Origin of the sequence: Nannocystis exedens, assembly GCF_002343915.1 — a bacterium.
GTDB classification, from domain to species: domain Bacteria; phylum Myxococcota_A; class Polyangia; order Nannocystales; family Nannocystaceae; genus Nannocystis; species Nannocystis exedens.
This window is the reverse complement of record NZ_NETK01000001.1, coordinates 3643125-3659276: the sequence shown is the minus strand read 5'-3', so window position 1 is coordinate 3659276 and position 16152 is coordinate 3643125. Positions and strand designations below refer to the sequence as shown.

10 protein-coding genes and 1 pseudogene are annotated in these 16152 nt (G+C 70.8%); 8 read left to right on the top strand and 3 right to left on the bottom strand.

Annotated elements, in window-relative coordinates:
- Positions 1–112 precede the first annotated feature (112 nt).
- Positions 113–727, bottom strand: coding sequence for an RNA polymerase sigma factor (locus NAEX_RS14350; RefSeq protein ID WP_096333614.1), 615 nt, complete (start codon positions 725–727; stop codon positions 113–115).
- Positions 728–924: 197 nt separating this feature from the next.
- On the opposite strand from NAEX_RS14350, the gene NAEX_RS14345 reads away from it, so the two are divergent.
- Entirely contained in the window at positions 925–1935 is a 1011-nt protein-coding gene (locus NAEX_RS14345; RefSeq protein WP_143141373.1) for an ADYC domain-containing protein, read from the top strand.
- A gap of 499 nt (positions 1936–2434) precedes the next feature.
- Here NAEX_RS14345 and NAEX_RS14340 read toward each other — a convergent pair whose 3' ends face one another.
- Positions 2435–5674: a serine/threonine-protein kinase gene (locus tag NAEX_RS14340; RefSeq protein ID WP_096328062.1), complete on the bottom strand. Its 3240-nt coding sequence runs from the start codon at positions 5672–5674 to the stop codon at positions 2435–2437.
- Positions 5675–5780: 106 nt separating this feature from the next.
- On the opposite strand from NAEX_RS14340, the gene NAEX_RS14335 reads away from it, so the two are divergent.
- From NAEX_RS14335 to NAEX_RS14305, 6 genes are all read left to right on the top strand, one after another.
- Positions 5781–6722, top strand: a complete 942-nt coding sequence (locus NAEX_RS14335; protein WP_096328061.1) for a hypothetical protein — start codon at positions 5781–5783, stop codon at positions 6720–6722.
- Between the two features lie 215 nt (positions 6723–6937).
- Entirely contained in the window at positions 6938–8398 is a 1461-nt protein-coding gene (locus NAEX_RS14330) for an ABC transporter substrate-binding protein (protein ID WP_143141374.1), read from the top strand.
- A gap of 173 nt (positions 8399–8571) precedes the next feature.
- A complete protein-coding gene (locus NAEX_RS14325; protein WP_096328059.1) occupies positions 8572–10113 on the top strand; it encodes a serine/threonine protein kinase in 1542 nt (513 codons plus the stop codon).
- Between the two features lie 1004 nt (positions 10114–11117).
- Entirely contained in the window at positions 11118–11612 is a 495-nt protein-coding gene (locus NAEX_RS14315; RefSeq protein WP_096328057.1) for a hypothetical protein, read from the top strand.
- Complete coding sequence (locus NAEX_RS14310) at positions 11581–12294, top strand: hypothetical protein (protein ID WP_096328056.1); 714 nt, start codon at positions 11581–11583, stop codon at positions 12292–12294. The genes NAEX_RS14315 and NAEX_RS14310 overlap by 32 nt, the downstream gene beginning before the upstream one ends.
- A 177-nt stretch (positions 12295–12471) precedes the next feature.
- Complete coding sequence (locus NAEX_RS14305; protein ID WP_096328055.1) at positions 12472–13557, top strand: hypothetical protein; 1086 nt, start codon at positions 12472–12474, stop codon at positions 13555–13557.
- 2 nt (positions 13558–13559) lie between these two features.
- Here NAEX_RS14305 and NAEX_RS14300 read toward each other — a convergent pair whose 3' ends face one another.
- The gene (locus NAEX_RS14300) at positions 13560–15251 is read right to left on the bottom strand and encodes a hypothetical protein (protein WP_096328054.1); all 1692 of its coding nucleotides are present in this window, start codon (positions 15249–15251) and stop codon (positions 13560–13562) included.
- Between the two features lie 454 nt (positions 15252–15705).
- On the opposite strand from NAEX_RS14300, the pseudogene NAEX_RS54510 reads away from it, so the two are divergent.
- Positions 15706–15969: pseudogene (locus NAEX_RS54510) on the top strand (transposase); the annotation flags it as partial.
- Positions 15970–16152: the final 183 nt, after the last annotated feature.

Genomic DNA, 16152 nt, shown 5'->3' with positions numbered 1-16152 from the left:
CGGCCGGCCGCCCGGCAATTGCGCCGGACGTACGAGCGCGAGCAAAACGGCGCTCAGGGCCGAAACGGGCGCGAGCTCGGGAGCCCGACGGCGCCGCCCCCGATGATACTGCCTAGCGAGGCTTGAGGGCGGTGCGCAGATGCTGAGCCCAGCTGTCGAGGTCGGTCACCGTGCTTTGCAAGAGCTGAGGGGTGTCGGCGAGCGCGGCGAGCTGGGCCTCGAGCAGCTGCTTGGCCCGGCGGATCCGCGTGCGGGCGGTGCCCTCGGGGACCTCGAGCACGTCGGCGATCTCCTTGGCCGTCATCTGCTCCCAGTAATACAGCTCCAGGATGAGCTGCGACTCGAGCGGGATGTGCCGGAGCGCCTGCAGCAGCAGCCGGGTCTCCTGCGCTTGCGCCATGAGGGTCGTCGGCGTCGGGCCGAGGTCCTCGACCGAGTTCTCGTCGGGCTGGAAGCGTTCGCCGTCGCGCCGCTTGCCGCGGTAATGCTCGTACAGCACGTTGCGCGCGATACCGTACAGATAGCAGTGGAAGCTGGTGCCTTCGCGCATCCGCGACTTTGTTTCCAGCAAGATCAGGAACGTGCGCTGGATGAGGTCCGCGGCGCCGTCTCCGGCCTTCGAGCGGAAGAAGCGAGCGAGCCCCTCGTAGTAGTGCTCGAAGAGCTGCTCGCCGGCGTCCTCATCACCTCGGCGCCAGGACTCGAGGAGCTGCTGATCGTCAGGCATCGGCGTCAACATCATACCCCACCGTGAGTGGCCCGTCAGGTCCGGGCGGATCGCCAGTTTCGCCGCGTCCGCAAGCGCTGGCGCACGACATCGGCCTGTGGCCGGCAGGGGAAAAATTGTCGGCCGGCGCAATTGTTCGCGGGGCCCCGCTCACTTGTAAGGAAATCGCGAAAGCGACGCCCGAACCGGAGCCCATGATGTCCCGCACTCCCCTCTTCCTCGCCCTCGCCCTGTCCCTTTCGGCCGCTTCTGCCTGTGACGAGGCCATTGACAGCGAGTTCGGCGCCGAAGGCGAGCTCGAGTTCCGGCCGGGCGGCTTCGGCACCGGGGGCGTGCTGCTCAACACCAACGCGCTCGGCGATCACCCGCTGCACGAGCTCGACCGCAAGGGCAACCTGCACGAAAACGTCCAGCTGCTCGGCGTCTACCTCAAGCGCGTCTACAAGGGCCAGGTCACCTGGCTCAAGCTCGAGGAGCAGTGGTCCGAGAAGGGCCAGCTCCACGGCCGCATCAAGGACGTGATCTACAAGGGCGCGGACTTCGTCGGCTCGCGCTGGGAGGTCGCCACCTACGGCGGCGGCATCACCAAGCGCACGATGTACGTCCACTCGTACCGCTTCGACGACGCCGACGGCAATCACAAGTACGTGTTCGGGTACCCCAAGGACGCGACGTACGGGATGCACTTCTACACCAAGAAGTACCAGTACATCCAAGAGTCCTCGCTGCTGGCCGTCTGCGGCAACGACAACGGCGAGGGCCTCGAGGCGGTGGTCTACGAGGACCTGCACGTCGACATGAAGGACGGCTACGTCGACCACCAGGAGGGCCTCATCAACATCGCCTGTCTCGACGGCGGCATCGGCAAGGCCGCGCTGTGGGGCTACCGGCCGTGGGAGATCGGCTACTGGGAGTTCATGGGGGCGATCCGCACGATCCGCGCCGACTACTGCGGCGACGGCGACTCGTGGACCAAGTCGGGCACGGCGATCGAGCTCGAGGACAAGTGGGGCTTCAACCTGTTCGCCGACCCGCTGCTCCCGACCGAGGCGATCTTCGGGCCCAAGGGCGCCCATTGCGTCACCCGCCCGCGCCGCCCCGAATTCCAGCTCACCGGCGTGTCCTGCGACGGCTGGAAGCCGGTCGACTGCAAGGACGCCAAGCTCGGCGACTTCCAGGACGGCTACTACTGGACCAAGGCTCCCTGAGCTCGCGCCTCGCTCGGGGTGGCGACGCTCGCACGACATGTTCTCCAGGACATGTCCATTTATCTATATCGCGGTCTCGATGGACGATAATGGCTATCTGTGTCCATCGGGACAGGTTATTCGCGCGCTGCGGGCAGGCTGCCGGGACGCTGCTGCGGACGCGTCCCGGACAGGCTGTTCGTCGGCGCGTGGTCGCGCTCGCGCGGAGAGACATGGGAGGTGCCGCCAGCAGAACCGGTCGGCCTCGGGACGGAGCTCGTCCCTCGGGCCGGGCGCCGCGTGCGGCTGTCCTTCGGGCCATGTACTTGGATTCGCGGCCGAAGCCGCTTGCGCGGCCGCGGCGTGAACCTGTCCTTCGGGCCAGGTTTGAGCTCGCGGTCGTGACGCGCGGATGCCGCCGCGCGTGCGCGGTGGTGCGGCGCGGGCCTGGCTTTCGGGCCAGGTTTTGAGCGCGGGGCCCGAAGGGTCCCGGCCCGCGGGAGCAGCCTGTGCCCTCGGCTCAGCGCCGGCGCTGGCGCGCCAGCCAGGCGTCGACGCGGGCGCGCGCCTGCGGGTCGGCGTTGGGGTCGCGGGCGTAGTTCTCGCGGGCGCGGGTCGCCAGCTCGAGCGCGCGGGGGCGGTCGTCGAGGGCGCGGGCGAGCAGGAACTGGGCGTGGGCGCGGTCGCCGGGGGACACGTCGGCGGCGGCCTCCAGCAGCTTCACGGCCCGCTCGGCGTGCTCGGCGGCGGCGGGGTCGTGGACGCCGACCTCGACCTCGGCGAGGGCGATCAGCGCGAGGCCGACGTCGGGGTGGTCGGGCCCGAGCGCGCGGTCGAGGATCTGCAGCGCCCGCCGCAGCAGCGCCAGCGCCTCCAGCGGCCGCCCGCTGCGCGCGGTCGCGTCGCCGAGGTTGAGCAGGGTGGCGGCGACGTCGGGGTGGTCGGGCCCGAACGCCTTCTCGCGGATCTGCAGCGCCCGGCCGAGAGTGTCGAGCGCCTGCGTCAGCTTGCCGGCGGCCGCCTGCGCCTCGCCGAGGTTGTCGAGGGTGTGGCCGATGGTCGGGTCGTCGGGCGCCAGCGTCTTCTCGCGGATCTGCAGCGCCCGCTCGTAGAAGCGGATGCTCTCGGCCAGGCGGTCCTGCTTGGTGAAGTTGCGCAGCACGAACCCGAGGTTGGTCAGCGAGTAGGCCAGCTCCGGGTGCTCCGGCCCGAGCACGCGCTCCTGGATCGCCCGCGCCGCCTCGTAGTGCTCGTAGGCGCGGTCGAGGTCGCCGAGCACGATCTCGGCGTTGCCGAGGTTCATCAGCGCGCCGGCGGTGCGCGGGTGGTCGGGGCCCAGGGCGGCGCTGCGGATGGCGACGGCCCGGGCGTAGTGGTCGCGCGCGGCCCGGTAGTCGGCGGTCGCGTAGAACAGCGCGCCGAGGCTGGTCTCGGTGTTGCTGATGTCGGGGTGCTCCGGCCCGAGCACGCGGGTCCGCAGCGCCAGCGCCTGCTCGAGGTTGGCGCGCGCCTCGGCGTAGCGGCCGCGGGCGTAGTCGTTGTCGCCGAGGTCGTTGAGCGCCGAGGCGACGTCCGGGTGGTCCGGGCCGAGGGCCTCGCGCCGGATCGCCAGCGCCGACTGGTAGTGGCCGTCGGCGACCTCGAACTCGCCGCGCGCGTAGGCGGCCTTGCCGAGCATGGTGATCACGTTGGCCCGCTCGAGCTGGCGGGCGACGTCGCCGCCGTCCCCGAGCAGCTCGCGCGCGCGGCCGGCCAGCTCGGCGGCGTCGGCCGCGTCGCCCTGGTTGAGGCGGATTCGGGCCAGGGCGGTGAGGAACCTGGCCTGAAGGACAGGATCGGAGCCGTCCCAGGCGAGCGCCGCCTCGGCGGCCAGCCGCAGGCCGAGCGCGCGTTCGGCCTGGGCCTGGCGCCCGCCGATGCTGTCGACGAGCTGGACCCACGCCTCGGCGGCGGCCCGCGGGTGGCGGCCCTCGGCGGCCGCCCGGATCGCGTCGCTGTAGGCGGCCTCGGCCTCACGTGCCCTTCCGGACATGGCCTCGAGGTCACCCAGGGCGAGCAGGGCCTCGGCGAGCAGCGGCGCGTAGGCCAGGGCCCGCGCCTCGACCACCACCGCCTGCACCTGCGACAGGCCGGGGCCGTACTGGCCCGAGCGGGCCTCGGCGCGCGCGGCGTCGAGGCGCGAGCGCAGGGCCGAGGCCTCGGCGCGCACGGCCTCGGTCGGCGGGGGGACGACGCTCGAGGTCAGCTGCTCCTCGTCGTTGCAGGCGGACAGGTCGCCGAGGCCGGCGACCACGTTGACGGCGCGCTCGACCACCTGGCGGTCGGCCCGGGCCAGCACGTCGACGACGGAGCGCAGCTCGTTGAGGCGGCGGGCCAGGCAGGCGCTGCGCAGGCCGCCGAGCTCGTCGCCGACGGCGGCGCCGCCCTGCGCGGCCCGGCAGGCGACGATCTGGGTCGACGTCCAGGTCGCGGCGTAGAGGTCGAGCGCGGCCTCGACGCGGCGCCAGGTCTGGGCGGTGAAGGCCGGGTCGCCGGCGGCGGCGAAGGCGGCCTGGACCTGCTGCTTGCGCGCCGGGTCCCACACGCCCTGCAGCTGGTCGCGGGCCGCCTCGCACAGCGCGTCGCTGCGGGCCCGCAGCTGAGCCCAGCCGGCGGCGCCGAGGGCCACGGCCGCGGCGGCGCCGACGGCCAGCAGCCAGCGCCGCCGCTGCGAGCTGGGGTCGCGCGCGAGGTCGTCGAGCAGGGCGGCGATCGAGGGGTAGCGGTCGGCCGGGTCGACGGCCAGGCCGCGCAGCAAGATCTTGCGCAGCCACGGGGGCACGCGCGCGTACGACTCGCGCGGCGCCTCGGCGACCTCGCCGGACAGCACCGCGTTGGCGAGGGCGACCAGGCTGTCGCCCTGGAACGGCGGGGTGCCGTAGAGCGCCTCGTAGAGGGCGACGCAGAAGCTGAACTGGTCGGTGCGGGCGTCGGTGGCCTCGCCGAGGTGCTGCTCGGGGGACATGTACGCCGGCGTGCCGAGGATCGCGCCGACCTGAGTGAGCGCGGTGTTGAGGGAGACGGTGCCGCCGGTGGTCGGGCGCTCGGGGATCGGCCGCTCGCCGTCCTCGGTCTGCTTGGCGAGCCCGAAGTCGAGGACCTGCGCGCGGCCCTTGTCGGACACGAGCACGTTGTCGGGCTTGAAGTCGCGGTGGACGAGGCCGGCCTCGTGCGCGGCCTGCAGCCCGCGGCCGGCCTGGGTGAACACCGCGAGGACCTCCTGCCGGGTCCGCGGGCGGGCGCGCAGCCACTGCTTGAGCGTGCCGCCCTCGACGAACTCCATGGCGATGAAGATGCGCTCGTCGTACTTGCCGACGTCGTGCACGGCGACGACGTTGGGGTGGTGCAGGCGGGCCATCGCCTGGGCCTCGCGCAGCAGCCGCTCCTGGCCGTCGAGCTTGCTCTGGGTCGCGCCGCTGGCCGACACCGCCTCGGGGTGCAGCAGCTTGAGCGCGACCTTGCGGTCGAGCTGCGGGTCGTAGGCGGCGTAGACGACGCCCATGCCGCCGGAGCCGAGCGGGCTGAGGACCATGTAGCGGCCGATCAGCTGGCCGTGCTGGATCTGCCGGTCCCCGGCGCCCGAACGGCGATCGCCGACGAAGGTCTCGGCGCGGGTGTCGGCGAGGCTCGGCGGCCGCGTCGGTTGGGCCGGGCCGGCCAGCGTGCGGTCGAAGCTGACGCTCGCGGCCAGGGTCGGGCGGCTGGGCTCCTTGGACTCCAACGGGCCGGCAGTGTACCATCCCGGCCGCCGAGGACGCTTGAGCGAGGCGCAACAGCCCACCGCACCGCAGCTCGCTCCAGAAGCCGCCGGACGCGCGGTCCGCTGCGTGCTCGATGCCCTGGCCCTGCTCGCCGAGGTCGACGACGTCGCGACGACGCGGGCCGCGGTCGAGGCGCTGCAGCGGCGCCTCGGGCTCGTCGCCACCGGCGAGGTCACGCCCGCGCTGCTGCAGCGGGCGCAGGCCGCCGCGCAGGCGGTCCACGCCGACGCCCACGCCCGGGCCGCCGCCGCCGCGGAGACCGCGGCCGCGCTGTACGAGCAGATCGCCGGCGACCGCGAGCGCGAGATCGAGGCCATGCGGGCGCGTCACCCCGGACGATCGACCAGCCTCACCGAGGAGGAGGTCGGCGCGTCGCGCCTGGCCGAGGCCCGCAGCGCGCTCGAGGCGGCGAAGCACTGGCGCCGCGCCGCGGCCGGTCGCGCGGCGGCGCGGGGAGACGTCGCGGAAGGCCGCGAGGGCAGCGGGGCTGATTCGCTGCAGCAGGCCGCGGCCGCGCGAGAGGAGGTCGGCGAGGCTGATTCGCCGCGGCACGCCGCAGGGAGCCGTGAGGCGGCGCGGGGAGATGCCGCCGCGAACCGCGACGGAACCGGCGGGGCTGATTCGCCGCAGCAGGCGACAGGGAGCCGTGAGGCTGCGCGGGGAGATGTCGCCGCAAACTGCGAGGGCCCAGCGGTCGGGTCGCTCGGCCGCGCGGGGGTGGGGGCGGGGCTGCAGCTCGGCGAGGTTGTCGCGGCGGCTGGCCCGGTCGGCGGTCCCGAGCAGGCGCTGGTGTTCGCCGCGCGGGCGCGGGCCCGGGCGTGGCGGGCCGCGGAGGCGGCTGGCCCTTGGTTCAGGTCGGCGGCAGCCGGTCACCTCGCCGCCGGCGATCGCTTGCAGGGGTCGCGCGCGCTCGAGGGGGCGCTCAAGGCCGCGGCGCTGGTGGCCGAGGCCACCGCCCCGATCGAGCCATGGCCTTCCAGCCATGTCCTCGAGAGCATGTCCGAATAACCAGAATCGGCGCACCGCCGGGCTCGCCAGAGCGGGCCTCCGACGTGCGCGCGCTCGCGCCGCCGGCCTGCAAGGCCGCGGGAGCAGCCGTCCGCGACGGTGTAAACACGGTCGTTGTCCGTAAAACATACGCGGGCCCGGGCGCGTGCCGGGTCACGGTGGCGGGGGCGGGCGGAGGTAGGAAGTCGCTGGTTTTTTGGCATAAGATGCCGCCGATGCAGCACCTCCTCTCTCGGCGCATCGGGCCGGCGTCGTCGGCCGCGCTCGCGGCGGTCCTCGGCTGTTCGGCGGTCTCGAGCGTCGACTACGCGCCCTGCTCGAGCAGCGCCGACTGCCGCAGCGCCTTCGGGCTCGGGTACGCGTGCGGGGAGCAGCAGCTGTGCGAGCGGTCGGAGGGGTTCGAGCGCTGCGAAGAGGTGTTCCCGGTCGACCTGTTCGAGGCGCCGGACAAGTACCGCGACGTGATCGTGTTCGGCTCGCTGTTCGACCACACCGAGAGCACGGGGGACCGGGTCCTCGTCAATTCGGCGACGCTGGCGGTGATGGAGGCCAACATGAGCGGCCTCGGCGACCGCAGCTTCGCCATCGTCCACTGCGACTACCAGGAGAACCCGAAGATCGACGACCTCAGCGCCGAGGAGGCCGCGGTCGAGGCCGCCAAGTACCTCGTGGATCAGCTCGGTACGCCGGCGATCGTCGGCCCCGGCACCTCGGGCCTGGCCGAGGCCGTCTACAAGGAGCTGGCCAAGTCGGAGCGCGCCCAGCGGACGCTGATCGTCTCGCCGTCGGCGACCAGCCCCAGCCTCACCAGCATCGACACCGACAAGCCGGGGCTGTTCTGGCGCACCGCGCCGCCCGACTCGGTGCTGGGCGCCAAGCTGGCCCAGTTCATGGAGGACGAGGTCGTCACCAACGCCGTCGTCGTCTACGAGGGCAACACCTACGGCAAGGGCCTGGCGATCGAGCTGGAGAAGAACTTCGAGGACAAGATCGAGCTCGACGAGTACCAGGACCCGAGCCAGATCCCGACGAAGGTGGTCGAGATCGCCAACGCGAACGCGACGCCCGACAACTTCGCCATCGTCTTCATCGCCTCCGACGTCGCCCAGGTGACGAGCTTCCTCAATGCGGCCGGCGCCAACCCGTTCTACGCCGACCCCGAGGTCAAGATCTTCTTCGGCGACACCGCCTACAACGTCGACGTCATCACCCAGACCCAGAGCAAGGCCGCCCCGCTGTACCCCAACGTCCGCGGCGTGTTCCCCGGCGAGCCGACGGCCCGCGAGGTCTACAAGTTCTTCAACACCACCTACGACGCGACCTTCCCCGAGAAGGCGATGGACGCGTCGTACTCGTCGCACACCTACGACGCGACGTGGCTGGCGATCTACGGCGCAGCCTGGTCGTACTTCCAGAACGACCAGAAGGTCGAGGGCCCGGCGATGGCCGAAGGGCTGACGAAGATCAGCGCCGGCGAGACCTACGACATCGTGTCGACGACCTGGAACGGCATCAAGACGGCATTCAAGGCCAAGCGCAGCATCGACGTCCGCGGCGCCTCCGGCGAGCTGGACTACGACCCGACGACCGAGGAGACGACGGCGCCGGTGATCCGCTGGACCATCGTCCCCGACGGCGGCGGCTTCAAGTTCGACACGGTGATGGAGGAGATGTGAGCCGGACGGCGAGAACGTCCGCAATCGCTGGCTCCATCGCCGACGTGGTCGCACGGCGGAGGTCGGCGGCTGCGGGCGCGGTTTTTTTGCCGCGGGCTCGCCGACTCGGTTTCCTCGTGTAGGCTGAAGAGCGCCGGGAGCTGAAGGTGGCAGGTATCGAGACTCCGAAGACGATGGTCCGAACGTCGGCCTCCGGCATCGCCACGGCCATCAGCGACTCCGACCCCGGGCGCGGGCCGGGCATCGGCGCCGACCTCGTCGGCAGCCTGCTGCTCGGCCGCTACCAGGTGCTCGAGCGCATCGGCGACGGCGGCATGGGTGCGGTGTACCTGGCCGAGCACACCACGATCCTCAAGAAGTTCGCCATCAAGGTGCTGAGCGCGCAGTTGTCGCTGCGCGAGGACCACGTCGACCGCTTCATGCGCGAGGCACGGGCCGCCTCGATGATCAACCACCCGAACGTGGTCGAGATCACCGACTTCGGCAAGACGCCCGACGGCCAGCCGTTCTTCGTCATGGAGTACCTGCAGGGCCAGGACCTGGCGCAGGTGCTCGGCGAGGGCGCGCTGGCGTGGAAGCGGGTCCGGCCGATCCTGCTGCAGGTCTGCAGCGCGCTGCAGGCGGCGCACGAGCAGGGCATCGTGCACCGCGACATCAAGCCGGGCAACATCCTGCTCGTCAAGCGCGGGGCGGCCGTCGACCACGTCAAGGTGCTCGACTTCGGCATCGCCAAGGTCCAGAGCCACGATCCCGACGTCAAGGGCCTGACCCAGAGCGGCGTGGTCGTCGGCACCCCCGAGTACATGTCCCCCGAGCAAGGTTGGGGCCAGTCGGTCGACCACCGCGGCGACATCTACGCCCTCGGCGTGCTGGTCTACGAGCTGCTGACCGGCAAGCTCCCGTTCTCCGGCACCACCATGATGGAGGTGCTCAACCGCCACATGTTCGAGGTGCCCGACATCCGCCACCCGAACATCCCGGAGGAGGTCGGCGCGATCATCCTCAAGGCGATGCAGAAGGACCGCAGCCTGCGGTTCCAGTCGATGAACGAGATGGCCGCCGCGGTCGAGGCCGTCGGCACCGGCGCGAGCCCGGTCACCGTCGTCGACGAGGAGATCAAGACGCCCTGGGGCCCCGTCACCGCCCGCTTCAACGCGGTGCCCGCGGCCCAGCAGCGCAGCTGGGTGTGGCTCAGCGTGCTGTCGGCGGTGGTCGCCGTCGGCGCGGTCGTCTACGCGATGGTGCCCGTCGACGCCGGCCCGCCCCCGCCCGCGGCCGCGCCGGTGATCGTCCCGCCGACCCCGGCGGCCGCGCCGGTCGTCGAGCAGCCCAGGCCCGCCGCCCCCGAGGCCGACCGCGTCCGCTTCAAGATCTCCACCCCCGGCGTGCAGGCGCAGATCCTCGACGCCGCCGACCAGGGCCAGCTCGGCGTGACGAACGACCCCGACGGCATCGAGGTCGAGCGGTCGGAGGAGAAGCTGAACCTCCTCCTCCGCGCCCCCGGCTTCGAAGACCTGGTGATCGACATCGTCCCCAACCAGGACAAGTCCTTCGAGCGCCAGCTGGTCGCCAAGGCCGCGCCCGCGCCGACGCCCGCGCCCGCGCAGGCCCGGCCGAAGCCCGACAAGAAGCCGAACAAGCCGTCCGTCGAGGCCGCGGCGCCGGCGGCCGACGAGGGCGACGAAGAGATCAAGAACCCCTTTAATAAGAAGTAGAGTGAGCGGTCCGGAGGGACATGTCCTCCGGGTCATGTCTCTTGGGGCTTGTCGTCAAGAGCATGTCGTGAAGGACAGGCAGTGCCCTGGGCTTCGGACCGGTCGGGCGGCCCGCGCGCTGTCGGACGGCGATGGTGACGCCTGAACGACCTGGGGTCGGGAGCCGTAAGCCGGCGCGGTCGACAGCAAGCCCGACCGACGCCGTCCCCGCCCTTCGTTGAGACCCCGGCGTGCGCTCAGTCGAGACAGCCTCAGCCGCGGGCAGTGCGGGTGACGCAAGAAAGAGGCGTCAGGCGCGAGTCGGTGGCGTCAATCCCGCGCGTCAGCTCGGCTCGTCGCAAGCTGCTCGTGGTGCTCAGCGTCGCCGTCCTGCAGCCCTGGCGCGCAGCCCACCGCCGGGAGTCGTGGGCCATGCCGGCGTGAGCACGGTGCGAGCTCGCGGCGCGGCGCTCGCTGCTCGCCGGCGAGAGCTGTTGTCGTTTGCTTGTCGTTTGCCGAACCTCTGCCATTGGCGGGCGATGTTCACCAGTCTCTTCATGGTCCTCTTGCTCTCCGGGGCGCCCGCTTCCAGGTCCGCGCCGACCACACCGGAGGCGTTTCTCGACAGCCTTCGGGCGCCGATCACGTTCGAGAATGTCCGGCCTGTTAGCGCCGGCCAGGATCCGCGTGAATTCGCCGACGAAGGAGGCGTCGACTAACCGAAACGGCCGCCGAAGGCCGAATTGGAGGCGAGAAGGCCGGATCGCTACCGTTGAGTGACGCATCATGGTTACAGGTGTTCAGTGTGCGGAACACCTGGATGCGAGGATAGGCCATGGGGGCCACTTGCCGAAGCGCGCAGGAGGGGTCAAGGGCGGCCGTAGGCCGGCGACCGAAGGGAGCGCACCCTTGACCCCTCCGAGCACTTGGGCACGCTGGAGGCCGCCTACGCGCTCGCGCATCTCCCCGGCGAATTTCGTCGGCGAATTCACGCGGATCCTGGCCGGCGACAACACCGGCCCGTCGTGGAGCTCGGAGACGGTATTCACATCGAGCTCAGCTACGTACTGCCGGAGGTCGGTCCGATTTCCGTCGCCGCACACACGGACGACGGCGGAGCGGGGCTCGGGCGCGTCACGGTCGGCGAGACGGTCGTGGTCGAGTCGAAGTTCGCAGAGGGGTCGGTCGTCTGGAACACAGTGGACTTTTCGGCCTTCAGTCCTGCACAGGCTCATGCGGTCGCCGGCAGCGTCGTGCAGGTTTGGCACGAAGATGCGGTGACCGAGGCGTTCACGGTCATAACGGTCGACGACCGGGACCTCAAATGTAAGGTCGCGGGCTCGCTCGCGGGCGCCACTGCAGGCATCCTGGTCGGCGCCACCTGCGGGCTGTTTCTCAAGAGCCCCACAGGTTGTGGTAAGGCCGCCGGGACCGCGTTCGGGTACGCATCCTTCTACATCGCGGACAAGTGTAACGGCGCGCAGAATCATGGAGAGCGAGGAGGCCTTGGATCCGCATAAAATAGCCCCGTATCGGCCCCTGCCTCCGCAGCGGTGGGGTCTCCTGCCGACCGATCAATTTTGGTCTCACGCGGCGCTGACGCCCATCTCCCTCATCTTCTGGGCCGGTGCCGCAGTCTTCTTCACGTTCTTCGACCTCTTCGCCCTCGTGTGGTGGCAGCAGGCGCTCGCGTGGATGGTATTTTGGTGGGTCTGGGCCGGGTTGGTGGAGCGATTTACCAGGCGATTCTTGGCGAGCCGGCGGGTGCGGGCGCTCGCAAGTCCACGAACCGACATGCCGGTGGGCCTCGAGGAGGCAGCTGTCGAGGCGCCAACGGACGGACCTACGGCCCTCTCGGAGCCGCTCAGCGCGCCGTCCCAACCTCCTGTGACAGCACGAACGCCGGGGTCGAGGCTGGTGCTCGTGCAGCGGGCCGAGTCCTGGGAGCTCGCATACGAAAGGCTGTTCGGGCGCGGTGCCGGAGTCGCCCAGTTCGCGTTCAACCTCGCGTTCGGGCTTGCGATCTTCCACCCGAGCTGGTTCGTCAAGCTGCTGGGGATTCTGGCGTTCCTCGGTGCTGCGCGCGGTGTCGGGGCATGGGAACGCCGGCAGGCGATGACTGGCGAGCCGAAGCCCATTCCCGCCCTGCCGCCATTGCAAGCGGCGAGGCCTGGGAGGGGGTCGCGTGGAAGCGGAAGCTGAGCGCGAGCCCGGCGTCGCGCGGGCCGCCCCACGGGTGAGGCCCGCCTCGGCTCTTTCTCCTCGCTGTCGCCTTGACCGCGACGATGGCGAGCGCAGCGGGGACGACGATGGCGAAGCTGATGTCGGCCCCGAGGGCTTGACGTGACACCGCCCACAGCGCGCGCTAAGCTGAACGGGATGCGCCGCCTTGCGCTCGCCGCCCTCGCCGCCCTGTTCGCCTGCAACGACGGCGAGGGGCAGCAGTCGGGGTTCAGCACGAGCATCACGACGGCGCCGGTCGGGAGCACGACGAGCGGCGAGTCGCCCGTCGACTCGACGACGTCGACCGCGAGCAGCTCGGGCCCGGCGGCGAGCTCCGAGGCTTCCGGCGGCTCCACCGGCTCGATGAGCACGGGCAGCGGGCTCCCCGATCTCGGCCCGATCCCCGACGCCGGCGACGGCCCGCCGCCGGGGTGCAAGGGGAAGGTCGACCTCCTGTTCACGATCAGCAGCCATCCGACGATGGAGATCAAGCAAGCCCGGCTGAAGGCGAGCTTCCCGGGCTTCATCGCCACGCTCGAGAGCGCGTTCGCGGACTTCGACTATCACATCATGTCCTCGAACACGTCGGGGTTCTGGGGCTATCCGAGCTGCGTCGGCTGCAAGGACGTGTGCGCCGACCTGCCGGAGTACCCGTGCGGGACGTCGCCGGAGCCCTGCGACTCGATCCGCGGCGCGGGCGTGACGTACCCGCTCGGGGAGCACGCGAGCAACGAGCGCTGCGAGCTCGCCAGCGGCCTGCGCTACATCACCGCGGGGCAGCCGATGCTCGAGGAGGCGTTCACCTGCGTCGCGTCGATGGGGATCAACGGCGCCGATGGCGTCGCCGAGACCACGATGCTCGCGCTCGCCGATGAGCTCGACGGGCCCGGCGGGTGCAACGAGGGGTTCCTCCGCGATGACGCGCTGCTGGTCGTCGTCGCCATCCAGGACACGTACGACGAGGGCAGCGAAGGCACCGCAGAGGACTGGCGAGACGCGCTGGTCGAGGCGAAGGGAGGCGACGCCGACGCGGTCGTGCTCCTCGTGATCTCGACCGACATCGACGACCCGGTAGGGCTGTGCGGGTATGACCCAGGGGTCGAGCACGAGCTCCGGACGTGGACCGAACTCATGCAGCCGAACGCGTTGTTCGGGTCCATTTGCGCCGAGGGATACAGCGACTACTTCGCCGCCGCGGCGGAGATGATCAAGTCGCAGTGCGACGTGTTCGTGCCTCAGTGAGGCTAGGGGTAGAGGCGCAAGACGAAGGCTCGCGGCTGGAGCCCGTCGAACTCGCTGCCGACGCCGTACACGTAGCCCCACGCATCGAGCGCCAGGGCTGCAGCCTCGTCGGGTCCTTGACCGGGCCCGTTGCGGATCACCTCCCAGATCGGCGCACCGTCCGGCCCCGGGATGGCGAAGATCCACGCGTTCGCGTCGGTCTTCGGCTGCTGCAGCGACCCGGCGATGATGATCTTTCCTTCGCGGTCCTCGCCGACAGCGAGCCCGAAGGCGTCGTTCGCCGGAGTCGGCTCGAATCGCATCGCGAGCAACTCGCCCTCGGCCGAGAACCACCGCGTCAGCAGCTGGCGGATCGAATTCTTGTCGCGCCCCCACCCGGTCACGACGAACCCGCCCTCACGTAGCGAGCCCACGGCCATTCCGGAGTCCTCCTGCAGCAGTTCCCCCGGGGAAGTCCACTCGGCGAGCGGCTCACTGTCCAGGCTGTGACGCAAGACCACTGTTCGCCGGACGAGTTGATTGTCGAAGCCTGGCACCTCGCGCTCGCCGACCACGACGACCTCGTCGCCGACGACCGCCACGTCGCGCGCGACCTCGTCGCGCGTGTTGAACTTGTCCTCGACGCTCGGCGCGGCGAACGTCCGCTCGTGGAAGATCTCGGCGTCCGCCGCCGAGATCCACCACGCCTTGAGGTCGTGGGTGCCCGGGCTGACCTCGTTGGCGCCGGCGAGGATCAGCACGTCGTCGACGGCGGTCAGCGCGTGGACCGACGTCCCGAGCGCGCCGGTCCATGTCTGGCCCTTCAGCCCGCCGGATTTAATTTTCGTCACGGCCCATCGCGTCGAACCGCTGTCTGGAAGCGTCCAGGCCACGTATGCCACGTCGTCGCCGGCGACGGCGATCGCCGGGCCGCGACCGCCGCCGATCGCGGCGACCGGGCCGAGCTGGATCGGCTCGCCCTCCGGCTGTCCCTTCGAGCCGTCGATGCGCGTCGCCACTGCCACGAGCCCGTCGTTCGTCTCGAGGTAACCCGCGACGTCGATGCCGTTGCCGCGGAGGGCCGCGCCCGTAAACCCGTTGATCGGCCCCGGCTTCACGTAGGGCGGCCAGACGTCGGTGCCGCCGGGCTGGACGTCGATCACGAGCTCCTCCTCGCCCTCGCCGCTGACGCCGTCGGCCGCGTGCGCGACGGCGCGGAGCGTGTGCGTGCCGTCGCCCGGGGCCGTTTCAGAGGTCACGTCGAACACGTGGATCGGGTTCACCGGCGCCGCGCCGAGCACCAGCGGTATGTCCCCGTCCATGAAGATGTCGAACGACGCGACCGGACGCGACGTCCAGACCGAGACCAGCACCTGGCCGACCTCGGTCATCGGCGACAGGGAATTGACAAAGACCTCGACCTCGACCGGCTCCCCCTCGCCGTCGTCACCGGTCGTTCCGCTGTCGCTCGCGCTCTCGCCGTGCGTCACCGAGGGGGTGGTCGTCGTCGAGCCGGACGTCGTGCTCGCGTCGGCGCCCGTGCTCGCGTCGGCGCCCGTGCTCGCGTCGGGCGTCGTCGTCGTGTCGCCGGTCGAGCCGGTCGTCAGCGATGGCAGCGCGTGACCTGCCTGCGAGACCCGATCCCAGTCGAGAGTGCAACCGGCGAGGGCGGTCAGCAGACCGGGGGCGGCGGCGACGAGCGTGGGGCGGAACATCCCCGGCAAGGTAACATGCGCGATTTCGATCGTCGACGGGGAGGGCCTGAAGGGGCGAACGGAGGACGCAGGCGGGCAGCGATGCCTCGACGGGACGAAGGGGAAGGCCGCGGCGCCGGCGGAGGGCTGCGGGCCAGCGATGTCCGAGAAGGCGAGGTGGAGGGAAGGGCTGCGGGCGCGAAGGAAAGGCCGCGGGCCAGCGCGCCAGGAGCGGAGGTCGAGCCCCAGCGCTGCGCCGCGCGGGTCGCTCCATGGGGTGAGGCGAGCGAACTGCTCTTTCTGCTTGCACCACGGCCGACACCGTCGATATCGATCGCGGCGACGCTGGCGATAGCGAAGCTGATGTCGGCCCGAGTACGTACGTCTTCCGGACGGCGAAAAACGGCCGGGCGTTCGAGCCGGAGCCCGACAGGAGGAGTATGAACGGCCCGTCGTACTTCGAGACCCCGCTCGACCTAGCCGGCCAGCCTCACCCGGCCGCATGGCTCGCCAGGACTATGAATACGTGCGGCGCGGAACCGCAAATAGTTTCTGCATCGTCGAGCCCAAGGCAGGGCGCCACCTGACCTACGCGACGCCCAACCGCCCGGCGAAGCAGTTCACTCGGGCTCTCCGCAAGATAGCTCAACGATATCGTTCGGCGCGGACAATTCACCTCGTCATGGACAATCTCAAATACCCACCGTCAGAATTCGTTGTGCTCGGCCTTCGGCGATGATGCGAGGCGCGAGTGCAGTATGCTCCCAAGCACGGGATTTGGCTCAACCCTGCCGAGAACGAGGCGAGCCTGTGGTCACGTGAGTGCCTTGGGCGTCTCCGGATCGGCTCTCTCTCCGAACTGCGCCGCCGCACGTCCTTGTGGAACAAGGACGCCCACCGGCGACGGCGGAAGATCACTTGG

What these genes read in the sequence shown, in the direction of transcription:
- NAEX_RS14350 (WP_096333614.1), bottom strand. Translation starts at nt 727, where the DNA reads ATGCCTGACGATCAGCAGCTCCTCGAGTCCTGGCGCCGAGGTGATGAG.
- NAEX_RS14345 (WP_143141373.1), top strand. Translation starts at nt 925, where the DNA reads ATGTCCCGCACTCCCCTCTTCCTCGCCCTCGCCCTGTCCCTTTCGGCC.
- NAEX_RS14330 (WP_143141374.1), top strand. Translation starts at nt 6,938, where the DNA reads ATGCAGCACCTCCTCTCTCGGCGCATCGGGCCGGCGTCGTCGGCCGCG.
- NAEX_RS14325 (WP_096328059.1), top strand. Translation starts at nt 8,572, where the DNA reads ATGGTCCGAACGTCGGCCTCCGGCATCGCCACGGCCATCAGCGACTCC.
- NAEX_RS14310 (WP_096328056.1), top strand. Translation starts at nt 11,581, where the DNA reads ATGGAGAGCGAGGAGGCCTTGGATCCGCATAAAATAGCCCCGTATCGG.
- NAEX_RS14305 (WP_096328055.1), top strand. Translation starts at nt 12,472, where the DNA reads ATGCGCCGCCTTGCGCTCGCCGCCCTCGCCGCCCTGTTCGCCTGCAAC.
- NAEX_RS14300 (WP_096328054.1), bottom strand. Translation starts at nt 15,251, where the DNA reads ATGTTCCGCCCCACGCTCGTCGCCGCCGCCCCCGGTCTGCTGACCGCC.